Raw genomic sequence first — 17,546 nt, 5'->3', positions numbered from 1 at the left:
TCCTGGGTACGGCTTTCCTCTCCCACATGGAACCCGCAGATATAATCCTGGTTCAGAAGACAGACTGCCTCCTGAATCCGTTCGTACATCTTTGCTTCCCATTTCCCCACCGATTTCTTCCAGACGAAGGTATATTTATTGGCACAGGCTTCCAGTTTTGTCCCATCAATAAATACGGTTTCTTTTGATAATTCTCCGCTTGCTTCCAGGCGGCAGACCATCTGGTAGAACAGATTTTCACAGGCATCTGCCAGAAAACCGGTTCGGAAACGGGCAATGGTGCTGTGATCCGGTGCTTTTTGTCCGGCAAGCAGCCACATAAAGTTGATGTCGCGTCTGCATGCGGTTTCAATTTTTCTGGATGAATAGATGTTCTGGGAATAGGCATAAGTCAGGATCTTGAACATGGTCTTTGGGTCCACTGCCGGATTTCTGCCTTTGGCAGAGTAAGCCTGATACAGCAAGCTGTAATCTAAATCCTCCAATTCGTGGCTCAGCAGTCGAACAGAATCATCATCAGGAACCAAACCTTCCAAATTTAATGGCAAAACCAGTTGATAAGGCTCACCGAATTCGGTATAATTTTTATGGTATTTTAATTTACTGGTCATATCTTATTATACCATGGATTACGGGCTCTTCAGGGTCCGTTTTCTGTTTTCAGGGCATAAAAAAGGAGCCGCTGCTCCATAGATGATTACTCATCTATTTTGCAACGGCTCCTATTGTACATTTAAAGTCCTTTCAGAGAGCGGATGACACCGGGATGATCGGTGACAAAACGGATGGCCCGTTTCTCAGATTCCGTCTTCGCCAGAGGCTCAGCCTGGTACCCAGTGTCGGTAAAATGCATGGAAACCGGCTCGTCCAGAGTATAGAGCGGCCAGTTCTTAAGCCCCGGGCCGTTGGGATTTCCCGTTTTGGCAAAATTGGCCCAGTAAGCGGTCATCATGCGGGAGAGCTCGAAGTCGTATTCTCCGAATTCCTCCGGGTTTATGGTACCCATTACATAGGGAATCTCGCTTCCGTGAGGCGTTTTATTTGCTTCGCTGGCCCAGTACTTTTTTGGCTGCGTCCGCTCGAAATGGTAGGTATAGAGCGGTCTCCGGCCGGTTTCTGCCTGGCGCGCCGCCCAGGAGACGCCGCGGGAGTAGACGAAGGCCGGAATCATGGATTCGTCGGTGACTTCGTGACGGACGATTTTAATCCATCCGTTGTCGCCGGTAACGGAGCCTGCCATGACCGGAACGTCGGCACAGTCGCCTTTCCAGAGGCTGACGCCGGGCGTGTCAAGGAGCGACCAGTCATCCACATCAGGCTGGAACACAGATTTTTCCCATGGCTCCAGCTCATCTGCGGTAGCATCATGGAGCGCGGAAAAGATTTCCCGGGCGTCCTTTTCCATGAGGTCGGAGAGTGTCCAGCCCAGCTTTTTCATGCCCCGGACGCAGATATCCATTTTTTCGGAAAGCGGCCGGTAATAGTCGGAATCCGTAATGCCGCCGCCGGACTCCACGATGATTTTGCTTATCATGCCGCGGGAGAGCGGGGAGCACATGAGCATGCGGGTGGACATGCCGCCGGCTGAAAAGCCGAAGACGGTGATGTTGTCCGGGTCGCCTCCAAAGGCGGCGATGTTTTCATGCACCCACTTGAGGGCGGCAATCTGGTCGAGAAGCCCGTAGTTCCCGGTGGTTCCGTCCCGTTCCAAAAGCTCCGGAAGCGCCAGATAACCAAGAGCGCCGAGACGGTAGTTGATGGTTACGAGGATGACGCCGTGGGCGTTTAAGGCCTCGCCGGAAAAATTTGGCGAAGTGCCGGAACCGGCGATGAAGCCGCCGCCGTGGATCCAGAACATGACGGGGAGCTTTTCTTCCGGGGATTCGGCCGGCGTCCAGATGTTTAGGTATAGGGAGTCTTCAGAGACGGTGTGAATACTGGGTGAGACGGGTTCCCTTTGTATGGAAGAAGCCGAATATTCCGTGCAGAAAAGTTCTCCATCCCACGGAATTGGCTCCCTTGGCGGCGCGAAACGAAGGGCACCGACCGGCGGCTGTGCGTAGGGGACACCGCGAAATACAGTATTTCTGGCATTCTTTCCCGGAACACCGACAACAGTGCCGTATTTTGTGAGTACCTTTAAAATAGCCATATGAAATCCTACCTTTCTTTCCTGTTTAATATGTGCTGATAAAATGACTGCGGAGTTGTTCTGTGTCACCTGCCGGGGCCGGAATGTGGGCAGCAGGGCAGTTGTTTGGGAAAGGAAGATAGACATTGAAATGATATCCAAAAAAGATATTTGATTTATATCTAATTCGATTATAGATCAGAACAAAATAGAAGTCAAGATGAAGTTTGAAAATTTGTGATGAGAAAGAAAAAACATCTGATGACACGGTTTCCCGGCCTGTATGCTGGTCTATGCGTATTCCTCAAAATGAATTTGAAAAACATGCCAGACGGTACGGGCCGGGGCAAAAAGCTACAAATATGGCTGCGAATCCGCAGTGCCCGGTTTATCGACGGTGACAGTCATATGAAAAATATCGGGACGCACCGTTGTCTCGCAGTATTCCACGGGAGCTGTATCGCCGGCTGCAATCCGGCGCAGGAGAACAAGCGGCGTATTGATATCCACCTGGAGATACTGGGCTTCCATAAAGCCGGCTACCCTGGCATCGACGGTTTCACGGATCTCTGTAACCCGGATCCCGTAATTGCGGAACAGAAAGCCATAAAGGTCTGTGAGAAGCTCTCCCCGGGTATTCAGGTCGGGAGCCAGGGACTGTGGTATGTAATTTACCATATATCCAAAGACAGTCCCATCTATAAGCTGAAGCCGCTGGAGGCGGTAAACCATGGAACCGGCCGGAATTTCAAGAGCTGCTGCTGCCGTTTCATCTGCCGGCACCAGATCGATTACGGCTTTTGTATTGTTGACTTCGCCTTTTCCATGGGTCGTATAGTGGATTACAACATTTGTGGAAGAACCGGGATTATGATATTTGGAGTGGATGACGGTCTGCTGTTCGACCGGGAGGACTTTTGTTCCGCTGCCTTGCCGAACCTCTACGAGGTCATGCTCCCTTAAAAGCTTTACGGCATGGCGCACCGTTGTTTTGCTTACATCATAAAGTTCCATCAGCTCATTCTCCGTGGGAAGGAAAGAGCCTGCCGGGAATTCGCCTGTCAGGATCGCCTGGCGTATCTTGGAATATACTTCAATATATTTCGGTGCTTTTGCACACATATACAAATTTCCTCCAGTATTCATATTATGATAAAAAAACGGAAAGATATCTTTTTCTTTTCTATATTGTAAGGTCTGCCGAAAGATTTTGCAATAAGGAAATATCATAAGAGCCACATAAAAACCTAACAATATACAGTTTTTGAAAATGAACACTGTTAGTTAAAATGCATAAATAAAAAATGATTCTTTGTCAATTTATCCTATTGATGGCAATCTTTCAATGTGGTATTTTAGTATAAAAGATATCTAAAAAGAAAATGACTTAAGGCGCGGATACATATCTTTTTGTATTGGGAAAGGAAGAGATATGATCCAACCGGGTCTCAGGTCATGATTGGGAGGTGAGGGGTGGAAACAATAGGAACCGATTTTACCAAAGGGAATATTTCCCATCTTTTGATTGCCTTTATGATCCCCTTTTTACTTGCAAACCTTTTGACGGATCTTTATAACATGGTAGATATGATTATTATCGGAAGATTTGTCGGAAGTACGGGAATTGTGGCAGTTACACTTGGAGGAAAGCTTTTAAGCATGTGCACCAATATAAGCGTAGGGCTGGCGGCTGGCGGTCAGATCTATATTGCACAGCAGATTGGGGCCGGATCAGTTAAAAAAGATGTGAGTGCAGCAATCGGAACGCTGTTTTCTTATTTGGCAGTTTTGTCTTTTGCGGCTGGGCTGTTAAGTTTTCTTTTTTCGGAAACAGTACTCAGGCTGTTGGATACACCGGAGGCGTCTTTTAACGCGGCGCTTTCTTACTTTCGGATTACCAGTGCAGGAATGCCATTGGTATTCGGCTATAATGCAGTCAGCTCTGTTTTAAGAGGCATGGGAGATTCCAAGAGACCGCTGCTTTTTATTGCTATTGCAGCCTTGACAAATTTAATCCTGGACTTGGTGTTTGTGGTTGTGTTCAGGATGGGAGCGGCAGGGACAGCACTTGCCACCGTGATTGGCCAGGGATTCGCTTTTTCTTTTTCCATTCTCTACCTTTACAGGCACAGAGAGCTGTTTCTGTTCGATTTCAAGGTAAAAAGCTTTCGTATTGATATTCAGAAATTGAAAATTATGATGGCAATCGGGGTTCCGATGGCGCTTCAGACAATCCTGATTCAGGGAACGCAGCTTGTCATTCTTCGTTTTGTCAATGGGCTTGGTGTAGCGGCTTCGGCCGCCTATGGGATTGTGGAAAAGATTATTACGATGTCCAGCATTGTGACACAGAGCATCAAAAGTGCGGGAGGCTCCATCGCCGGACAGAATATCGGCGCCGGATTTTACGAAAGAGTTAAGGAAACTTTGTATGCTGCTCTTAAGATCACACTTTTGGCAGCCGCATTTTTATCGACGGTTTTCCTTCTGTTTCCAGAAACGATATTCGGAATTTTCACAGAGGACCCTGCTGTTATGGCATATGCGCCGTCCATCATGCTGGTGGCGGCATCTTGCTGTGGACTTTCGGCTTTGATGGGATGCTATGACATTATCACAACAGGAACGGGGAATTCCAAACTCTCTTTTCTGGCAGGAGTCCTGGACGGTGTGGTATTCCGGCTGGCGCTATGCTGGCTTTTCGGTATCCATCTGAATATGGGAGTCGTTGGATTTTTTATGGGAAATTCGTTTGCTAGAATCGGCCCGATCCTGGTTCATGCTTCCTATTATTACAGTGGTGCATGGAAACGGAGAAAGCGGCTTGTGGATGACTGATACAAGCGAAAGGAATTATGAGAAAAGAATGCGGGAAACCGCAGGAAATAAAAATTAAGGAGGAAATTTTGTATGAGAAAAATCTTTAGGAAACTCGCGGCAGCAGGTTTGGCCATATGCATGACAACTTCTCTTGCAGCATGCGGCGGCGGACAGGAAAGCAGCACGGCGCAGCAGACAGCGGCTAGTGAAAAAAGTGAAGAGACGACAGCCGCCGGGAGTACGGAAAGTGCGGCGGAAACGCTGGCAGAGGAGACTTTCAGCCTGGAACAGCCAGAAGGATGGACGGAGAAAGATGCGACGGAAAGCATCGTTTATCAGATGACCTCTTCCATCAATACTCTGGACAAGTGGTCTCAGTCAACTCAGAACCCGAACTTTGAACTGGACTATCTTGTTTTTGACGGGCTTTTGAGCAAGGATGACGAGGGAAATACGATTCCGTGGGTGGCAAAGGAATGGGAAATGGCTGAGGATTACAGCTCCATTACCTTCCATCTCCGTGACGATGTGTATTTTACCAACGGTGAACTTCTGACAGCCGATGACGTGATCTTTTCCCTGGAACGTCTGCGTGATGATAAAGAACATCTCCCGGATTCCGTTGTAAAGGGATGGAGAAACTATATCGGCGAATTAGAAAAAATCGATGATTTTAATCTGACACTGCATTTTGCAGCTCCGATGCCGGAGTTTTGGACCATGGTAAACGTGCCGGATACTCTGATCGTCTGCAAATCCGCATATGAGTCGACTCCGTATGAAGAATTCTGGCAGAATCCGGTAGGCTCCGGCCCTTATGTGGTCACGTCCTTTGACGGTGCAAACTCTGTGGTAGAGCTGGAGCTTCGGACGGATGAGCATGGCTATTGGGGTTATGACTATGCGAACCGTTATACGAATGTAAAACATATTACCATGAAACAGTCCGTGGAGGCTACGACGAGAGTTTCTTCTCTGCGTACTGGTGAAGCCAACATTGTAAATGGAATCCCAACATCGGATGTGGAGCCGTTAAAGTCTGAGGGCTACTATATCCACGAAGTTGTGCCAGCCAGTTATGTATATCTCCAGACAGCATGCGGTGAGGGTGACCTTTTCAGCAATCGAGATCTCAGAGAGGCTCTGTCCCTTTGCATCGACAGGGGACTGATTGTGCAGGCGCTTCTGGATGGATACGGAATTCCCTGTATGTATCCGTGCCTTGAGCATGATTTGGGATATAGGGAAAATCTGACCTACCAGTATGACGTAGAACGGGCAAAAGAGCTTGTTGCCAATTCCGGTTATAACGGGGAACCGATTCGCTTCATTTATTCTACCAGTGTGGTTTCCATTGGAACGGAATTGTGCCAGGCAATTCAGTCCATGGCAAATTCCGTGGGCTTTAATGTAGAGGTTGTACCGTTAGAGACGGCCGTTTACAACGAGGCGCGCAGCAGCCGAGATTTTGACATCATTCTTTCGTCCATTGGAAAGAGCGGAAACATGTGGTATAAGACGGCAGCAGAAGGAATCGGCGAGGATCGCTTTAATACCGGGTTCCAGAACGAAGAACTGAAAAAGCTTGGAAAGCAGATGGCAGCAGAGATGGATCAGGAGAAGCAGGACGAGCTCCTGGCTCAGATGTATGAAATTGAGCTGGCGGAATTTGAACCGAATATCTATCTGTACTGGCCGACTGAGCTCTATGCCTGGAAGGATAGTATCAAAGGAATCTCTTTCCACGGCCATAAGATCAGCGATATGCGCGCGATGGTAGTGACAGAATAAGGAAATGCGGTATCCGGCAGTTTTCTGCCGGATACCGGAATATTACGGGCGGCAGAATACTATGGAGGTGAAAGACGCTTGAAGAATAAATATGTGAGAAGGCTTCTGGCTTCTGTAATCGTATTGATAGGGGTATCGGTCATCGCATTCCTTCTAGTTCGTCTGGGCGGAGGTGATCCGGCCCGCATGATGGCAGGGGAAACGGCGACTCCGGAGGAAATTGAAGAATACCGCGTGAGAATGGGGCTGGATCAGTCATGGCTGGTACAGTATCTGACCTACATAAAAGGACTGTTAAAAGGAGATTTGGGATATTCCTGGAATTACAGCATGCCGGGCAGTGAGATTCTGGCCTCCAGGATTCCTCAGACACTTTTGCTAAGCTTGTTCGGGTTTGGATGGGCATGCATCTTTTCGATTGTCATTGGCGTGATCGCCGGTGTAAATCAGGGTACGGCTGTGGACTTTGGAGCCATGTTTTTTGCAATTGTCGGGCAGGCCATGTCGACTGTATGGCTGGGATTCCTCTTGATCCTGATTTTTGGTGTAAAATTGGGATGGCTGCCGATCCAGGGAATCGGAGGGATTGAACATATGATAATGCCGGGACTCTGCGTTGGCTTCGGCTATGCGGCCAGCCAGACGAGGCTCATGCGTTCCGGAATGGTTGACGTTATTCATGAAGACTATATTACGGCCACAAGGGCACGCGGGATTTCCAAAGGTGTAACCTATATGAAATACGCATTCCGAAATGCCTTGCTTCCGATTGTTACCAACATAGGAACCCAGTTTGGAAAGCTGTTTGCCGGAGCGACCGTTGTGGAAAATATTTTTAACTGGCCGGGAATGGGGGCACTCCTGGTACAGGCCATTAACACGAGAGATTATCAGCTTGTGCAGTCGATTCTTCTGGTGTCGGCCGTCATGCTGGTGATTGGGAATCTGCTGGCCGATATCTTTTATACGGTTGTGGATCCACGGATTACATTTAACTAGGAGGTGGGAAGGATGAAATTAAGTACAGTTCTCAGAAGAATGAAAAAGAGCAAACTGTTTTTAATCGGCTTCGGCCTTCTGTTTATTATTGTAGCGGCGTGTTTTACTTCGAGATGGTGGGTGTACTGGGATTCTGAGACATCCAATCTTCTCACGCGCCTGGAACCGCCGGATTATTTTGCAAACGGCCTTGAAGGCCATCCGTTCGGCTGTGACCCGTTGGGACGTGACATGCTCACGAGACTGTTTGAAGGCGGCTGGGTTTCCCTTAAAATCACATTCCTTGTGACGCTTATCAGTATGACGCTTGGAGCCGCCGTCGGTCTGATCAGCGGATATTACGGCGGGAAGGTTGATATGGTTATCATGCGGTTCTGTGATGTGCTTCAGGCGGTGCCGCAGCTCATGCTTGCGATCTGTGTGGTTGCCGTTATGGGAACCAGCATGGTGAATCTGATTTTCACGCTGAGTGCAACCGGTTGGGTCGGAACGGCGCGTCTTGTGAGAGCTACGGTTCTCGGCATGAAAAACAAGGAATTTATTTCTGCTGCAAAGGTACTGGGCGCGAGCGGAACCAGGATTCTCTGGAAAGAGCTGTTTCCAAATACGATCACACCTCTTATGATTTCCGCCAGCGGATATTTCGGAGGAACCATCCTGGTGGAAACCAGCTTAAGCTATCTGGGAATGGGGGTCCCTGTCCCGACTCCGTCCTGGGGCAACCTGATTTCGGACGGCCGTACCTATATTACGTCGGCGCCGTGGGTCGTCATTGCTCCTGGTATCGCGCTCATGCTTACCGTTCTGGCCTTTAATTTCATGGGCGATGGTATTCGTGATATCTTTGACCCGAAGAATACCAATTAGAGAAAGGTGGGAACAGTGTGGCAGAGTTAAAGAAAAAGGAAGAACTTTTAAAAATAGAAAACCTGTATGTGGAATACGTGTCCGGCGGCGCCGTCTCCAAGGCGGTCAACGGGCTGAACCTGGAAATCCATAAGGGAGAGGCCATCGGTCTTGTCGGAGAAAGCGGAGCGGGAAAAACCACGACCGCCCTGTCAGTCATGGGCCTACTTCCGGACAAGGTGGGATTTATACGAAGCGGAGATATCCTGTTCCATGGAGAATCTCTGCTGAAGAAAAAAGAAAAGGAAATGAATGAGATCCGCGGGGCCAAAATTTCCATGGTTTTTGCAAACCCACTGACCTCTTTGAATCCGGTATTTACAGTAGGGCATCAGATCGCTATGGGCCTCAGAAAACATAAAAAGCTGGACAAAAAGCAGGCGAAAGAAGAGGCGGAAAAGCTTCTGGAGATGGTTGGAATCGCCAAATACCGTCTGGATGACTATCCCCATCAGTTTTCCGGCGGGATGAGGCAGCGAGTCGGGATTGCGGCTGCTCTGGCCTGTTCTCCGGAGCTTTTGATTGCGGATGAACCGACGACGGCGTTGGATGTGACAATTCAGGCACAGATTCTGGAGCTGATGAAAAAGCTTCAGACAGAGTATGATACGTCGCTTATCATGATTACCCATAATCTGGGAATTATTGCAGAGCTTTGTCAGAAGGTAGCGATCATGTACGGCGGTGAAATCGTGGAGTATGGCACGGTGCAGGAGGTTTTTGAAAATCCGAAGCACTGGTACACCTACGGCCTCCTTCATGCGATTCCCAAGCTTACCGGCGAGAGGGAGCCTCTGGAGTCCATTCCGGGTACGGTGGCGAATTCCCAGAATTTGCCGGCAGGGTGTAAATTTCACACTCGCTGTGCCCATTGTAAGGAACGGTGCAAAACGGAGATTCCTGGGCTTGTAAAGATCAATGATAACCATTATGCAGCATGTTGGGAAGTGGAGGAACAGATATGACAGAGCCGTTAGTCAGCATAAAAAATCTGAAAATGTATTTTAATATTCCCGGCAAAGGAAAACTGCATGCAGTGGATGATGTCTCTTTTGATATTATGCCCAACGAGACGGTCGGACTTGTCGGTGAGAGCGGGTGCGGGAAAAGTACGGTCGGAAATGTTTTGATCCGCCTTTTGAACGCTACGTCGGGACAGGTACTTTTTGAAGGGAAAGACATTCTGAAGTTAAAGGGAAAGGAACTCAATGAAGTCCGAAAGAAGATGCAGATCATCTTCCAGGATCCTTATTCGTCCCTGAATCCGCGTGAGACCATCAGCGCGATTTTGGCAGATCCCTATCAGATCCATAAAATTGCCTCGGGAGCGGAATTAAAAAAGACCGTAAAGGAACTGGCAAACTCCGTTGGCCTTGAGGATTATGTCCTGGATAAGTTTCCTCATGAGCTGGACGGCGGAAAGCGTCAGCTTGCAGGAATTGCCAGGGCCCTTGCCTTAAAACCGAAGTTTATTATCTGTGATGAGCCGGTATCTGCCCTGGATGTGTCCGTACAGGCGACAATCATCAATCTTTTAATCGAGATGCAGAAAAAAATGGGATTGTCCTATCTTTTTGTGTCCCATGATCTGAGCGTGGTGCGCCATATCTCCAACCGGGTGGCCGTTATGTATCTGGGACAGATTGTAGAATTTGCACCGACAGACGAGATTTTTGCAAATGCACGTCATCCATACACGATAGCCCTGCTTTCGGCCGTACCAAAAGTGGATTTTAAAGATAAATCACAGAGAATCGTGCTGAAGGGCGACGTGCCGAGCCCTGTGAACCCGAAACCAGGCTGCCGGTTTGCGCCGCGGTGCCCGATGGCAAGGGAATGCTGCAAAAATGAAACGCCAGAGCTTCATGAGGTGGCACCGGGACATAGTGTTGCCTGTCATTTCTGGAAGGAAGCCAGAAACATGATTTCGGCATAACGGGGGACAAAAACATGAAATCAAAAGTGATTCTGGAACGTGAGCCGGTTGATCCTTTAAGCCGGGCATGGATGAAAGAGCTGAGAAGCCATAATAAGACAAAACGTGAGTACGAAGTGGATCCCTATGCGGAGGTTTATCAGTTCCGCGATGACGTCTACGGAATTTTAAAAGACAGCGCAGACGGTATGGGAGCTCCGTGGATGTATCTGGTTGTCGGGAAAGAAAAAGCTTTGTTAATTGACACGGGATTTGGAATCGGGAATTTAAAAGGCCTTGCCGAGGAGCTTGCAGAAGGAAAGCCCCTTTATCTGGTGAATACTCATGCCCATTTCGATCACTGCTATGGGAACTGCCAGTTTGAGAAGGTGTACTGCCATGAATATGAGGCGCCATATCTGGAACAGAAGCAGGATCCACATATCTGGGACTATCTGTTTGATGAAAACGGAAAGAACATCTGGTGTGACTTTGACAGGAAAGATATTGTTCCGTTTCAAAAATATGAAATTGTTCCGTGCCCGGACGGAAGCATTTTTTCCCTGGGCCCTGAGCATGAAGTCGAGCTTATCTTTCTTGGAGGCCATTCGGCCGGTCACGCGGCATTCCTTGATAAAAAGAACAGGATCCTTTTCTGCGGCGATGATTTTATCAGTATGCGTGTAGGGATTGGGATGAAACGGGCCGGTATGCCGCATGCGGAGTTCTGTACGGTAAACGGGTTTTATAGTCAGGTAAAAAAGCTGTCGGAAAGGCTTGGGGAGTTCGACTCTCTATTTCCGGGTCATTTTATTGTAGATATCGACAATAGTGCGGTTCTCGAGATGATAAAGGTTTTAGAGCGAATTTTGGAAAACCCTGAAAACTGTGATTTTGAGGAAAGAAATCACAGAGGAATTCTGACGAGGTTTTGCCATGTAAGGGGACTTGGGTTTTTTGCCTATACGGCGGAAAATGTATTTTAGGATGGAAAACCGGGAGGAAGAAAAATGGCATTGGGAATTGTAAAGACAACCTATGGCCTTGTGGAAGGCGAAGAATATGGTGGAGAATTTGCGGGAATTACGGTATTTCGCGGAATTCCATATGCGGCGCCGCCGACAGGTGCGCTTCGGTTCCGGCCGCCGGAGAATCCCGAACGATGGGACGGCGTGAGAACGTGTACGGAGTTTGCGCCGGCTGCCATGCAGATTCCGCTGTCGGACCGCCATGAAAAGGAATATTATTTTGACGGGTTTCCCAGGATGAGCGAGGACTGCCTGTACCTGAATATATGCAGCGGGGCGGAGAATGCCGGAGAAAAACGGCCTGTTTATGTCTGGTATCACGGCGGCGGCCTGACAAACTGCTATGCTTATGAACCGCAGTTTAATCCGCAGGTTCTGGCAAAGAAAGGCATTGTGGTCGTCACCGTGGCGCAGCGGCTTAATGTGTTCGGGTATCTTGTTCTGCCTCAGTTTGATGCAGAACAGGATGGACATGGCGGAAATTACGGGTTTATGGATCAGGTAAAAGCGCTGGATTGGATTACGGAAAATATTGCTGCCTTTGGAGGGGATCCTGACAATATCACAGTCGGCGGCCAGTCGGGCGGAGCCCTGAAGGCGGCCATGATAGCGGTTTCTCCGGCGGGAAAGAACCGCGTGAAGCGTGTCATTAGTGAAAGCGGCCTGAAATGGAAGATTCCGTTTAAATCAAGAGAAGAGGCATATGAAATTGGAAAAAGCTATCTCAAGCATCTTGGGCTTCCCGAGGATATTTCGGCAGACGAGCTGCGGGCTCTTCCGACAGAAAAAATTTTCAGCATGACGGCAACGCGGGCCATCACACCTGGAGACATGGTTCCGGATGAAATGCTGGTTCCCGGTGACAGTGTGAGCGAGTGCTTTGATAAATATCTGGGTAAGGTGGATTTCCTAAATCTCTGCAACTGGGGAGAAGCCGACCTGTTTGGGAATTCCGTATCCGGGCTCAATGAAAAACCGATGCGCGAATCTGGCAAGGAAATTTCGACCGCAGCCGATTTTTACAGGCATTTTAAGAATCTTCTGGGGCCGCTGTATGAAAAATATGACTTTGAAAATCTCGTTTCTGTCACGGATGAGACTGCTTTTCAAACCGCGCACTGGCTGGCCGTATGTGGGCTTGCGGGAAGCGAGGGGATGAATGTGAGCCGGAATCTGATGTTAAACAGGATGTTTGGCCTTTACATGGATCAAAAAGCGCCGGAAGCAAAAGTATATGACGGAGTTTGGCGTTATCTGATCCCTCTGGAAGGTGAGGACGTGGGAACGGCAAGGGACTGCCGTGTCAGCCTGGCATGGCACTCCACCGAATTGTGGTTTGTGTTCGCCTCCTTAAGAAAGGGGATCCCGGCCTCGAGGCCATGGCGGAGCTGTGATTTTCAGATGGCAGATAAGATGAGTTCTTACTGGGCCAATTTTATAAAAAGCGGTGACCCCAATGGCGAAGGGCTGCCATTCTGGCCGTCTGCAAATGAAAACTACGGATATATGGAGCTTGGCGAAGAGCTGAAAGCCCATGAAGGCATGGAAGGCCGTCTGGACGAGCTGATTCATGAATTTGTCCAGAGAGAATATAAACTTACATTTTAACGGAGGACACGGGATGTTTACATTAGAAAGCAGCCGGTTGAGGCTGGAAATTGCCGAACCGGGAGAGAGACCGAATACAGGCTTCCGCTTTGACCGGGCCGGTTTTATTGCAGATGTGATTCTGGACGGAGGCATGCATTTTGGCGCGGCAGAACCGAGGAATCTGATCCATCCCTGTTCGGGAGGTCGCGGATTTTGCAGCGAATATCGCTTTGATTGCAGCAATGAAGCGGAAGTGGGAGAATTTTTCCCTAAATTTGGGGTTGGTCTCATTCGCAAAGAGGACTGCGAAAAGTATATTTTTTATAAAAAGTATCGGGAAGTAAAGGAATTCGAGACAAAAATCCATACGAACGGGCAGAAAGCTGTTTTTGAAACGGAGATGCCGCCTTGCCTTGGATACGGTCTGACAGCAAAGAAAACTGTGTCGGTATCTGAAAATGCCATGACAATGGAGATTGAAGTACACAACACAGGAGAAAAAGAAATCTCAATGGAGGAGTTCTGCCATAATTTTATCAGCATCGATGGCATGGCTGTCGGATCGGATTATCAGCTTGAAATGCCGCAGATTCCGGATCTGGGCTATGAGCGGCTTCCCAACAGACGGGGCTTTTCCGGGGCATTCCGCGGCAACGGGCATGGGCTGACCTTTTGTGAGTTTACGGCTATTGATACAGACACGCTGATTCGCGGAGAGGACATCAAGGAGGAAATCCCGTTTTGCTGGCGGCTGCTTCATAAAGGCGCAAGAGCCTATGTGGAAGGCGAGGACTATTACCATCCGGCGAAAATTGCAGTCTGGGGTGTAGATCATATGTTCTGCCCGGAAATTGTCCATGGATTTTTGCTGAAACCGGGGGAAACCCATGAATGGAAGCGTGTGTGGAGATTTGATACATATTAAGGAGGGGAATTGATGGCAGCGAGAATTTTTGCAGCCGTGGGAAGCTTCGCCATGCGGCCAGGGACTTCACGCGGAATCCATATCTTTTCCTATGAGGCGGAGCACGGTACTTTTACAAAGCTTGGGGATTACTGCCCGGAGGTCAATGCCGGCCAGAGGGCGTACGATGCCGAAAAAGACGTGCTTTATGTGACAGATGAGACAAGGGATGCAGACGGGGAACCGGGGAGCGGCGGAAGGATTCTGGCATTTAAGCCGGATCATAAAACCGGAACCCTGAAACTGATCGGCGAGAGGAGAACCTGCGGCGCGAACCCGAGCTATGTGCTTTTGGAAGCTGGAGGCGATGCACTTTTGATTCCGCATCACGGCACAGGGAATCTGGTGACAAAGATAAGACGGGAGAAGGACGGAAGATTCCGACCGTTTGCAGAGACAGAAGATACGGCCGTATCGCTGTTCCCCATTCTCCCGGACGGTTCTCCCGGAGAAATGGAGGATGCCTTTTTCCTGCCGTCCCCCAAGGAGACTCATGAGCCTCAAACGGGGGCGCTCCCGCATCTTCATAATTGCATTCAGTCTCCGGATGGCAGACTGATTGTAATCTGTGACAAAGGTCAGGATATCATTCATACCTGCCGGTTTGACAGGGAAACACGAAAGCTGATACCCCTGGCATCCAAGGAAGTTGAGACCGGCAGCCATCCAAGGTACGGAATTTTTCATCCGACACTCCCTATCCTTTATACGAATTGTGAAAACAGTGCTTTTTTGCATGTATGGAAATATGACGGAGAAAGCGGGGAACTGGGGAAACTTCAGACGGCGGCACTCCTAGAGGATGAAACGGCAGCCGCTTCGTGGAGAGCGGAGGGCGCTTCGGATCTGGTGTTGACGGCAGATGGAAGGTTCCTGTATGCAGCCATGCGCGGGTTGAATAGAATAGCTGTGTTTTCCGTTTTGGAAGACGGAGCGGTTTCGCTTTTGGAAGATGTGGACTGCCAGGGGAAGAATCCAAGAGGGCTTTGTTTGTCTCCGGATGAGAGATACCTGTTTTCCATGAACCGGGATTCCGATTGTATTGCAGGATTCCGCATTGGGGAAGATGGGAAACTTACCGCAGAAGGCATAAAAGCGGAGTGCAGCTTTCCTGGAAATCTGATTTTTATCTCTTATGAAGAAGAATCGGAAAAACCGTTTCATGTGCGGGAAACGAAGAGCCAGAAATGGAAACAGGATATCCTCCCTTTGGGAAAAGTGATGCCGGAGTTTCCGTATGCGAAGCTGTTCCGGTTTCGTGAAAATGTGTACAGCTTTTTTCTGAAAAGCTTTGACGGCCATGGAGATCCCTGGATCCATCTGATTGCAGGGCCGAGTCGGGCCCTTCTTATCGACACTGGCTTTGGGATAGGAGATTTAAAAGCGGCCGTAAACCGCCTGATCGGGGATAGGGAGCTTCTGGTTGCCAATACGCACCCGCACATCGATCATGCATATGGCAATGCTCAATTTGACAGAGTATATGTCCATAAGCATGCTCTCCCATATCTGGCACTTCAGAATGAGCATATGTGGGATCCCCTGTGCGATGAAAACGGAAAAGGGATCTGGCGCGATTTTTCCGCAGAGGACAAAATCCCGTTTCGAGTACCGGAATATATTCCATGTGAGAATCATCATATTTTTGATCTCGGGGAAGGGCACGAAGTAGAAATGATTTTCCTTCCGGGGCATAACTGCGCCCACTGTGCCTTTCTGGACAAGAAGAATCGGATCCTGTTCGGAGGCGATACGCTTCTTTATGTCTGCGGGATTGCAGGTGTATCGGCTCCGGGAATGCCGTATGCGGAGTACGGCACAGTGGAAGCGCTGAAGGAGGAGCTGGAGAAGCTGGTTCCCAGAATGGGGGAATTTGACTGCATTTTTATGAGCCATATGGTACTCGGCGCAGAAAAAAGCCTGGTTTCCGACCTCTATAAGGCGTGCTGTGCGGTGCTGGAAGATCCGGACAGCAACGAGTTTGTTCATGAACAAAAAGGCAGGCTTAATAAAGTAAAAACCTGCGGTACGGCAGCTCTGGAATATCGTGATGAAACGATTTATAAAAACAGACGAAAATGAAAAAATAGAGGGGCAGGTGGCATGTTTTGTATGCGCTGCCCCCCTCTTGACAATCCCCCAACATTCCGCTATCCTAAAAATTACCAGCCCGGCGCCATCTTCACCGTCCTTTCCAGACCACCAAAGTCACAACCCATTTCTTTCCGCGAATTCTGACGCGCACGTAGAAACAATTCATCCATCTTACGGCCGTTCGGCCGCCCATCCACAGGAATTCCACGAAAGCAGAAAACAAAAGAAAAAGAGGTGAAAAAGACAAAGGTACGGTTTTTTTGGCTGCCGGAGTATCAAAGGAGGAGGCAGAATGGGAAAAACAGATGTAGCAGTCAATCGCCTGCTTTCCAGACGGGAAATTTTTGCAGACCTGATGAACGGAACCGTGTATGCAGGGAAGCAGGTGCTAAAGCCGGAAATGCTGCGCCAGATCCCGAATCAGGCGGGAATCCTGTATGAGGAGGCGGGGAGGAGGCGGCCCCTGGAGCGGCGGGGCGATATCCGGATGGAGGCAGATTTCGGCGCTTACTCGCTGATCCTGGCGGGAGAGAGCCAGACCGGGGTACATTATGCCATGCCGGTGCGGAACATGCTGTATGATGCGCTTGAGTACACAAAACAGATCGAAGCGCTGGCCTATGGGCATAAGATGTCCGGGGAAAAGCTTGCAGGGGACGAATTCCTGTCGGGAATCCGGCGGGAAGACAAGCTGGTGCCTGTTGTCACAGCCGTATTGTATTTCGGAGACAGGTGGGACGGGGCCAAAAGTCTTCATGAGATGTTCCGGCTGGGGCCGGAGACGGAAGCCCTGAGAGAATACATACCGGACTACAAAATCCACCTGATTTCCGTACAGGAGCTTCCGGATGAAGCGGCCTTTCGCAGTCCTTTACAGCAGATTTTCAGTATGGTAAAATACAATAAAGACAAAAAGAAGCTCTACCGGTATGTGACAGAGCACCGGGAGGAGCTACGGCAGTTTGACGATGTGGAAATGACGGCGGCGCTGGTGCTTTTAGGAGAACAGAAGCGGCTGGCGCAGATGCTTGCAGAACAGGAAACGGAGGCGTTTGATATGTGCAGAGCGATAGATGAACTGATTGAAGATGGTAGAACAGAAGGGCTTGCAGAAGGACAGACGGCTGGCGAGGAGCGCCTTTCAAAGCTGATTCTTGCCCTGCTCCGGGACAACCGGCAATCGGCCGTTGAGCAGGCCGCAAAGGATGCAGCGTTCCGGGAACAGATGTACAAACATTACGGAATCCTTTAAACACAAGAAGAGGGTGTCCCAAAAGTCATGAAGTGACTTGAGGGGATACCCTCTTT

At 49.2% G+C, this 17,546-nt stretch carries 13 protein-coding genes and 1 pseudogene (1 of these 14 running past the window's edge); 11 read left to right on the top strand and 3 right to left on the bottom strand.

Annotated features, from left to right (window positions below; translation table 11 throughout):
• The 3 genes and pseudogenes from KE531_04520 to KE531_04510 form a co-directional block, all read right to left on the bottom strand.
• A pseudogene (locus KE531_04520) lies at positions 1–611 on the bottom strand (transposase); it reaches 564 nt to the left of the window's first position.
• A 122-nt stretch (positions 612–733) separates the two neighbouring features.
• A complete protein-coding gene (locus KE531_04515) occupies positions 734–2,152 on the bottom strand; it encodes a carboxylesterase family protein (protein ID MBR9952889.1) in 1,419 nt (472 codons plus the stop codon).
• Between the two features lie 333 nt (positions 2,153–2,485).
• Positions 2,486–3,253: a GntR family transcriptional regulator gene (locus KE531_04510; GenBank protein ID MBR9952888.1), complete on the bottom strand. Its 768-nt coding sequence runs from the start codon at positions 3,251–3,253 to the stop codon at positions 2,486–2,488.
• A gap of 351 nt (positions 3,254–3,604) precedes the next feature.
• On the opposite strand from KE531_04510, the gene KE531_04505 reads away from it, so the two are divergent.
• The 11 genes from KE531_04505 to KE531_04455 all read left to right on the top strand — a co-directional run bounded on the left by KE531_04505 (position 3,605) and on the right by KE531_04455 (position 17,490).
• Positions 3,605–4,969: an MATE family efflux transporter gene (locus KE531_04505; protein MBR9952887.1), complete on the top strand. Its 1,365-nt coding sequence runs from the start codon at positions 3,605–3,607 to the stop codon at positions 4,967–4,969.
• Between the two features lie 72 nt (positions 4,970–5,041).
• Positions 5,042–6,742 (top strand): ABC transporter substrate-binding protein, encoded by a 1,701-nt coding sequence (locus KE531_04500; protein MBR9952886.1) that lies wholly within the window; start codon positions 5,042–5,044, stop codon positions 6,740–6,742.
• 78 nt (positions 6,743–6,820) lie between these two features.
• The gene (locus KE531_04495) at positions 6,821–7,741 is read left to right on the top strand and encodes an ABC transporter permease (GenBank protein ID MBR9952885.1); all 921 of its coding nucleotides are present in this window, start codon (positions 6,821–6,823) and stop codon (positions 7,739–7,741) included.
• Positions 7,742–7,753: 12 nt separating this feature from the next.
• On the top strand, positions 7,754–8,608 hold the full coding sequence (locus tag KE531_04490) for an ABC transporter permease (protein ID MBR9952884.1): 855 nt from the start codon (positions 7,754–7,756) through the stop codon (positions 8,606–8,608).
• Between the two features lie 17 nt (positions 8,609–8,625).
• The gene (locus KE531_04485; GenBank protein MBR9952883.1) at positions 8,626–9,612 is read left to right on the top strand and encodes an ABC transporter ATP-binding protein; all 987 of its coding nucleotides are present in this window, start codon (positions 8,626–8,628) and stop codon (positions 9,610–9,612) included.
• A complete protein-coding gene (locus KE531_04480) occupies positions 9,609–10,583 on the top strand; it encodes an ABC transporter ATP-binding protein (GenBank protein MBR9952882.1) in 975 nt (324 codons plus the stop codon). The genes KE531_04485 and KE531_04480 overlap by 4 nt, the downstream gene beginning before the upstream one ends.
• 14 nt (positions 10,584–10,597) lie before the next feature.
• Positions 10,598–11,548 (top strand): MBL fold metallo-hydrolase, encoded by a 951-nt coding sequence (locus KE531_04475; protein MBR9952881.1) that lies wholly within the window; start codon positions 10,598–10,600, stop codon positions 11,546–11,548.
• A gap of 24 nt (positions 11,549–11,572) precedes the next feature.
• A complete protein-coding gene (locus KE531_04470) occupies positions 11,573–13,198 on the top strand; it encodes a carboxylesterase/lipase family protein (protein MBR9952880.1) in 1,626 nt (541 codons plus the stop codon).
• A gap of 13 nt (positions 13,199–13,211) precedes the next feature.
• The gene (locus KE531_04465; protein MBR9952879.1) at positions 13,212–14,105 is read left to right on the top strand and encodes a hypothetical protein; all 894 of its coding nucleotides are present in this window, start codon (positions 13,212–13,214) and stop codon (positions 14,103–14,105) included.
• A 12-nt stretch (positions 14,106–14,117) separates the two neighbouring features.
• Positions 14,118–16,226: a beta-propeller fold lactonase family protein gene (locus KE531_04460; GenBank protein MBR9952878.1), complete on the top strand. Its 2,109-nt coding sequence runs from the start codon at positions 14,118–14,120 to the stop codon at positions 16,224–16,226.
• Between the two features lie 304 nt (positions 16,227–16,530).
• On the top strand, positions 16,531–17,490 hold the full coding sequence (locus tag KE531_04455) for an Rpn family recombination-promoting nuclease/putative transposase (GenBank protein ID MBR9952877.1): 960 nt from the start codon (positions 16,531–16,533) through the stop codon (positions 17,488–17,490).
• Positions 17,491–17,546 lie beyond the last annotated feature (56 nt).

This window comes from Eubacteriaceae bacterium Marseille-Q4139 (genome assembly GCA_018223415.1).
GTDB lineage: Bacteria > Bacillota > Clostridia > Lachnospirales > Lachnospiraceae > CABSIM01.
This window is presented reverse-complemented; position numbering and strand designations above follow the sequence as displayed.

Bases quoted from the DNA above. Each gene is read 5' to 3' on its own strand.
- KE531_04515 (MBR9952889.1), bottom strand. From the start codon at position 2,152: ATGGCTATTTTAAAGGTACTCACAAAATACGGCACTGTTGTCGGTGTT.
- KE531_04510 (MBR9952888.1), bottom strand. From the start codon at position 3,253: ATGTGTGCAAAAGCACCGAAATATATTGAAGTATATTCCAAGATACGC.
- KE531_04500 (MBR9952886.1), top strand. From the start codon at position 5,042: ATGAGAAAAATCTTTAGGAAACTCGCGGCAGCAGGTTTGGCCATATGC.
- KE531_04490 (MBR9952884.1), top strand. From the start codon at position 7,754: ATGAAATTAAGTACAGTTCTCAGAAGAATGAAAAAGAGCAAACTGTTT.
- KE531_04480 (MBR9952882.1), top strand. From the start codon at position 9,609: ATGACAGAGCCGTTAGTCAGCATAAAAAATCTGAAAATGTATTTTAAT.
- KE531_04475 (MBR9952881.1), top strand. From the start codon at position 10,598: ATGAAATCAAAAGTGATTCTGGAACGTGAGCCGGTTGATCCTTTAAGC.
- KE531_04470 (MBR9952880.1), top strand. From the start codon at position 11,573: ATGGCATTGGGAATTGTAAAGACAACCTATGGCCTTGTGGAAGGCGAA.
- KE531_04465 (MBR9952879.1), top strand. From the start codon at position 13,212: ATGTTTACATTAGAAAGCAGCCGGTTGAGGCTGGAAATTGCCGAACCG.
- KE531_04460 (MBR9952878.1), top strand. From the start codon at position 14,118: ATGGCAGCGAGAATTTTTGCAGCCGTGGGAAGCTTCGCCATGCGGCCA.
- KE531_04455 (MBR9952877.1), top strand. From the start codon at position 16,531: ATGGGAAAAACAGATGTAGCAGTCAATCGCCTGCTTTCCAGACGGGAA.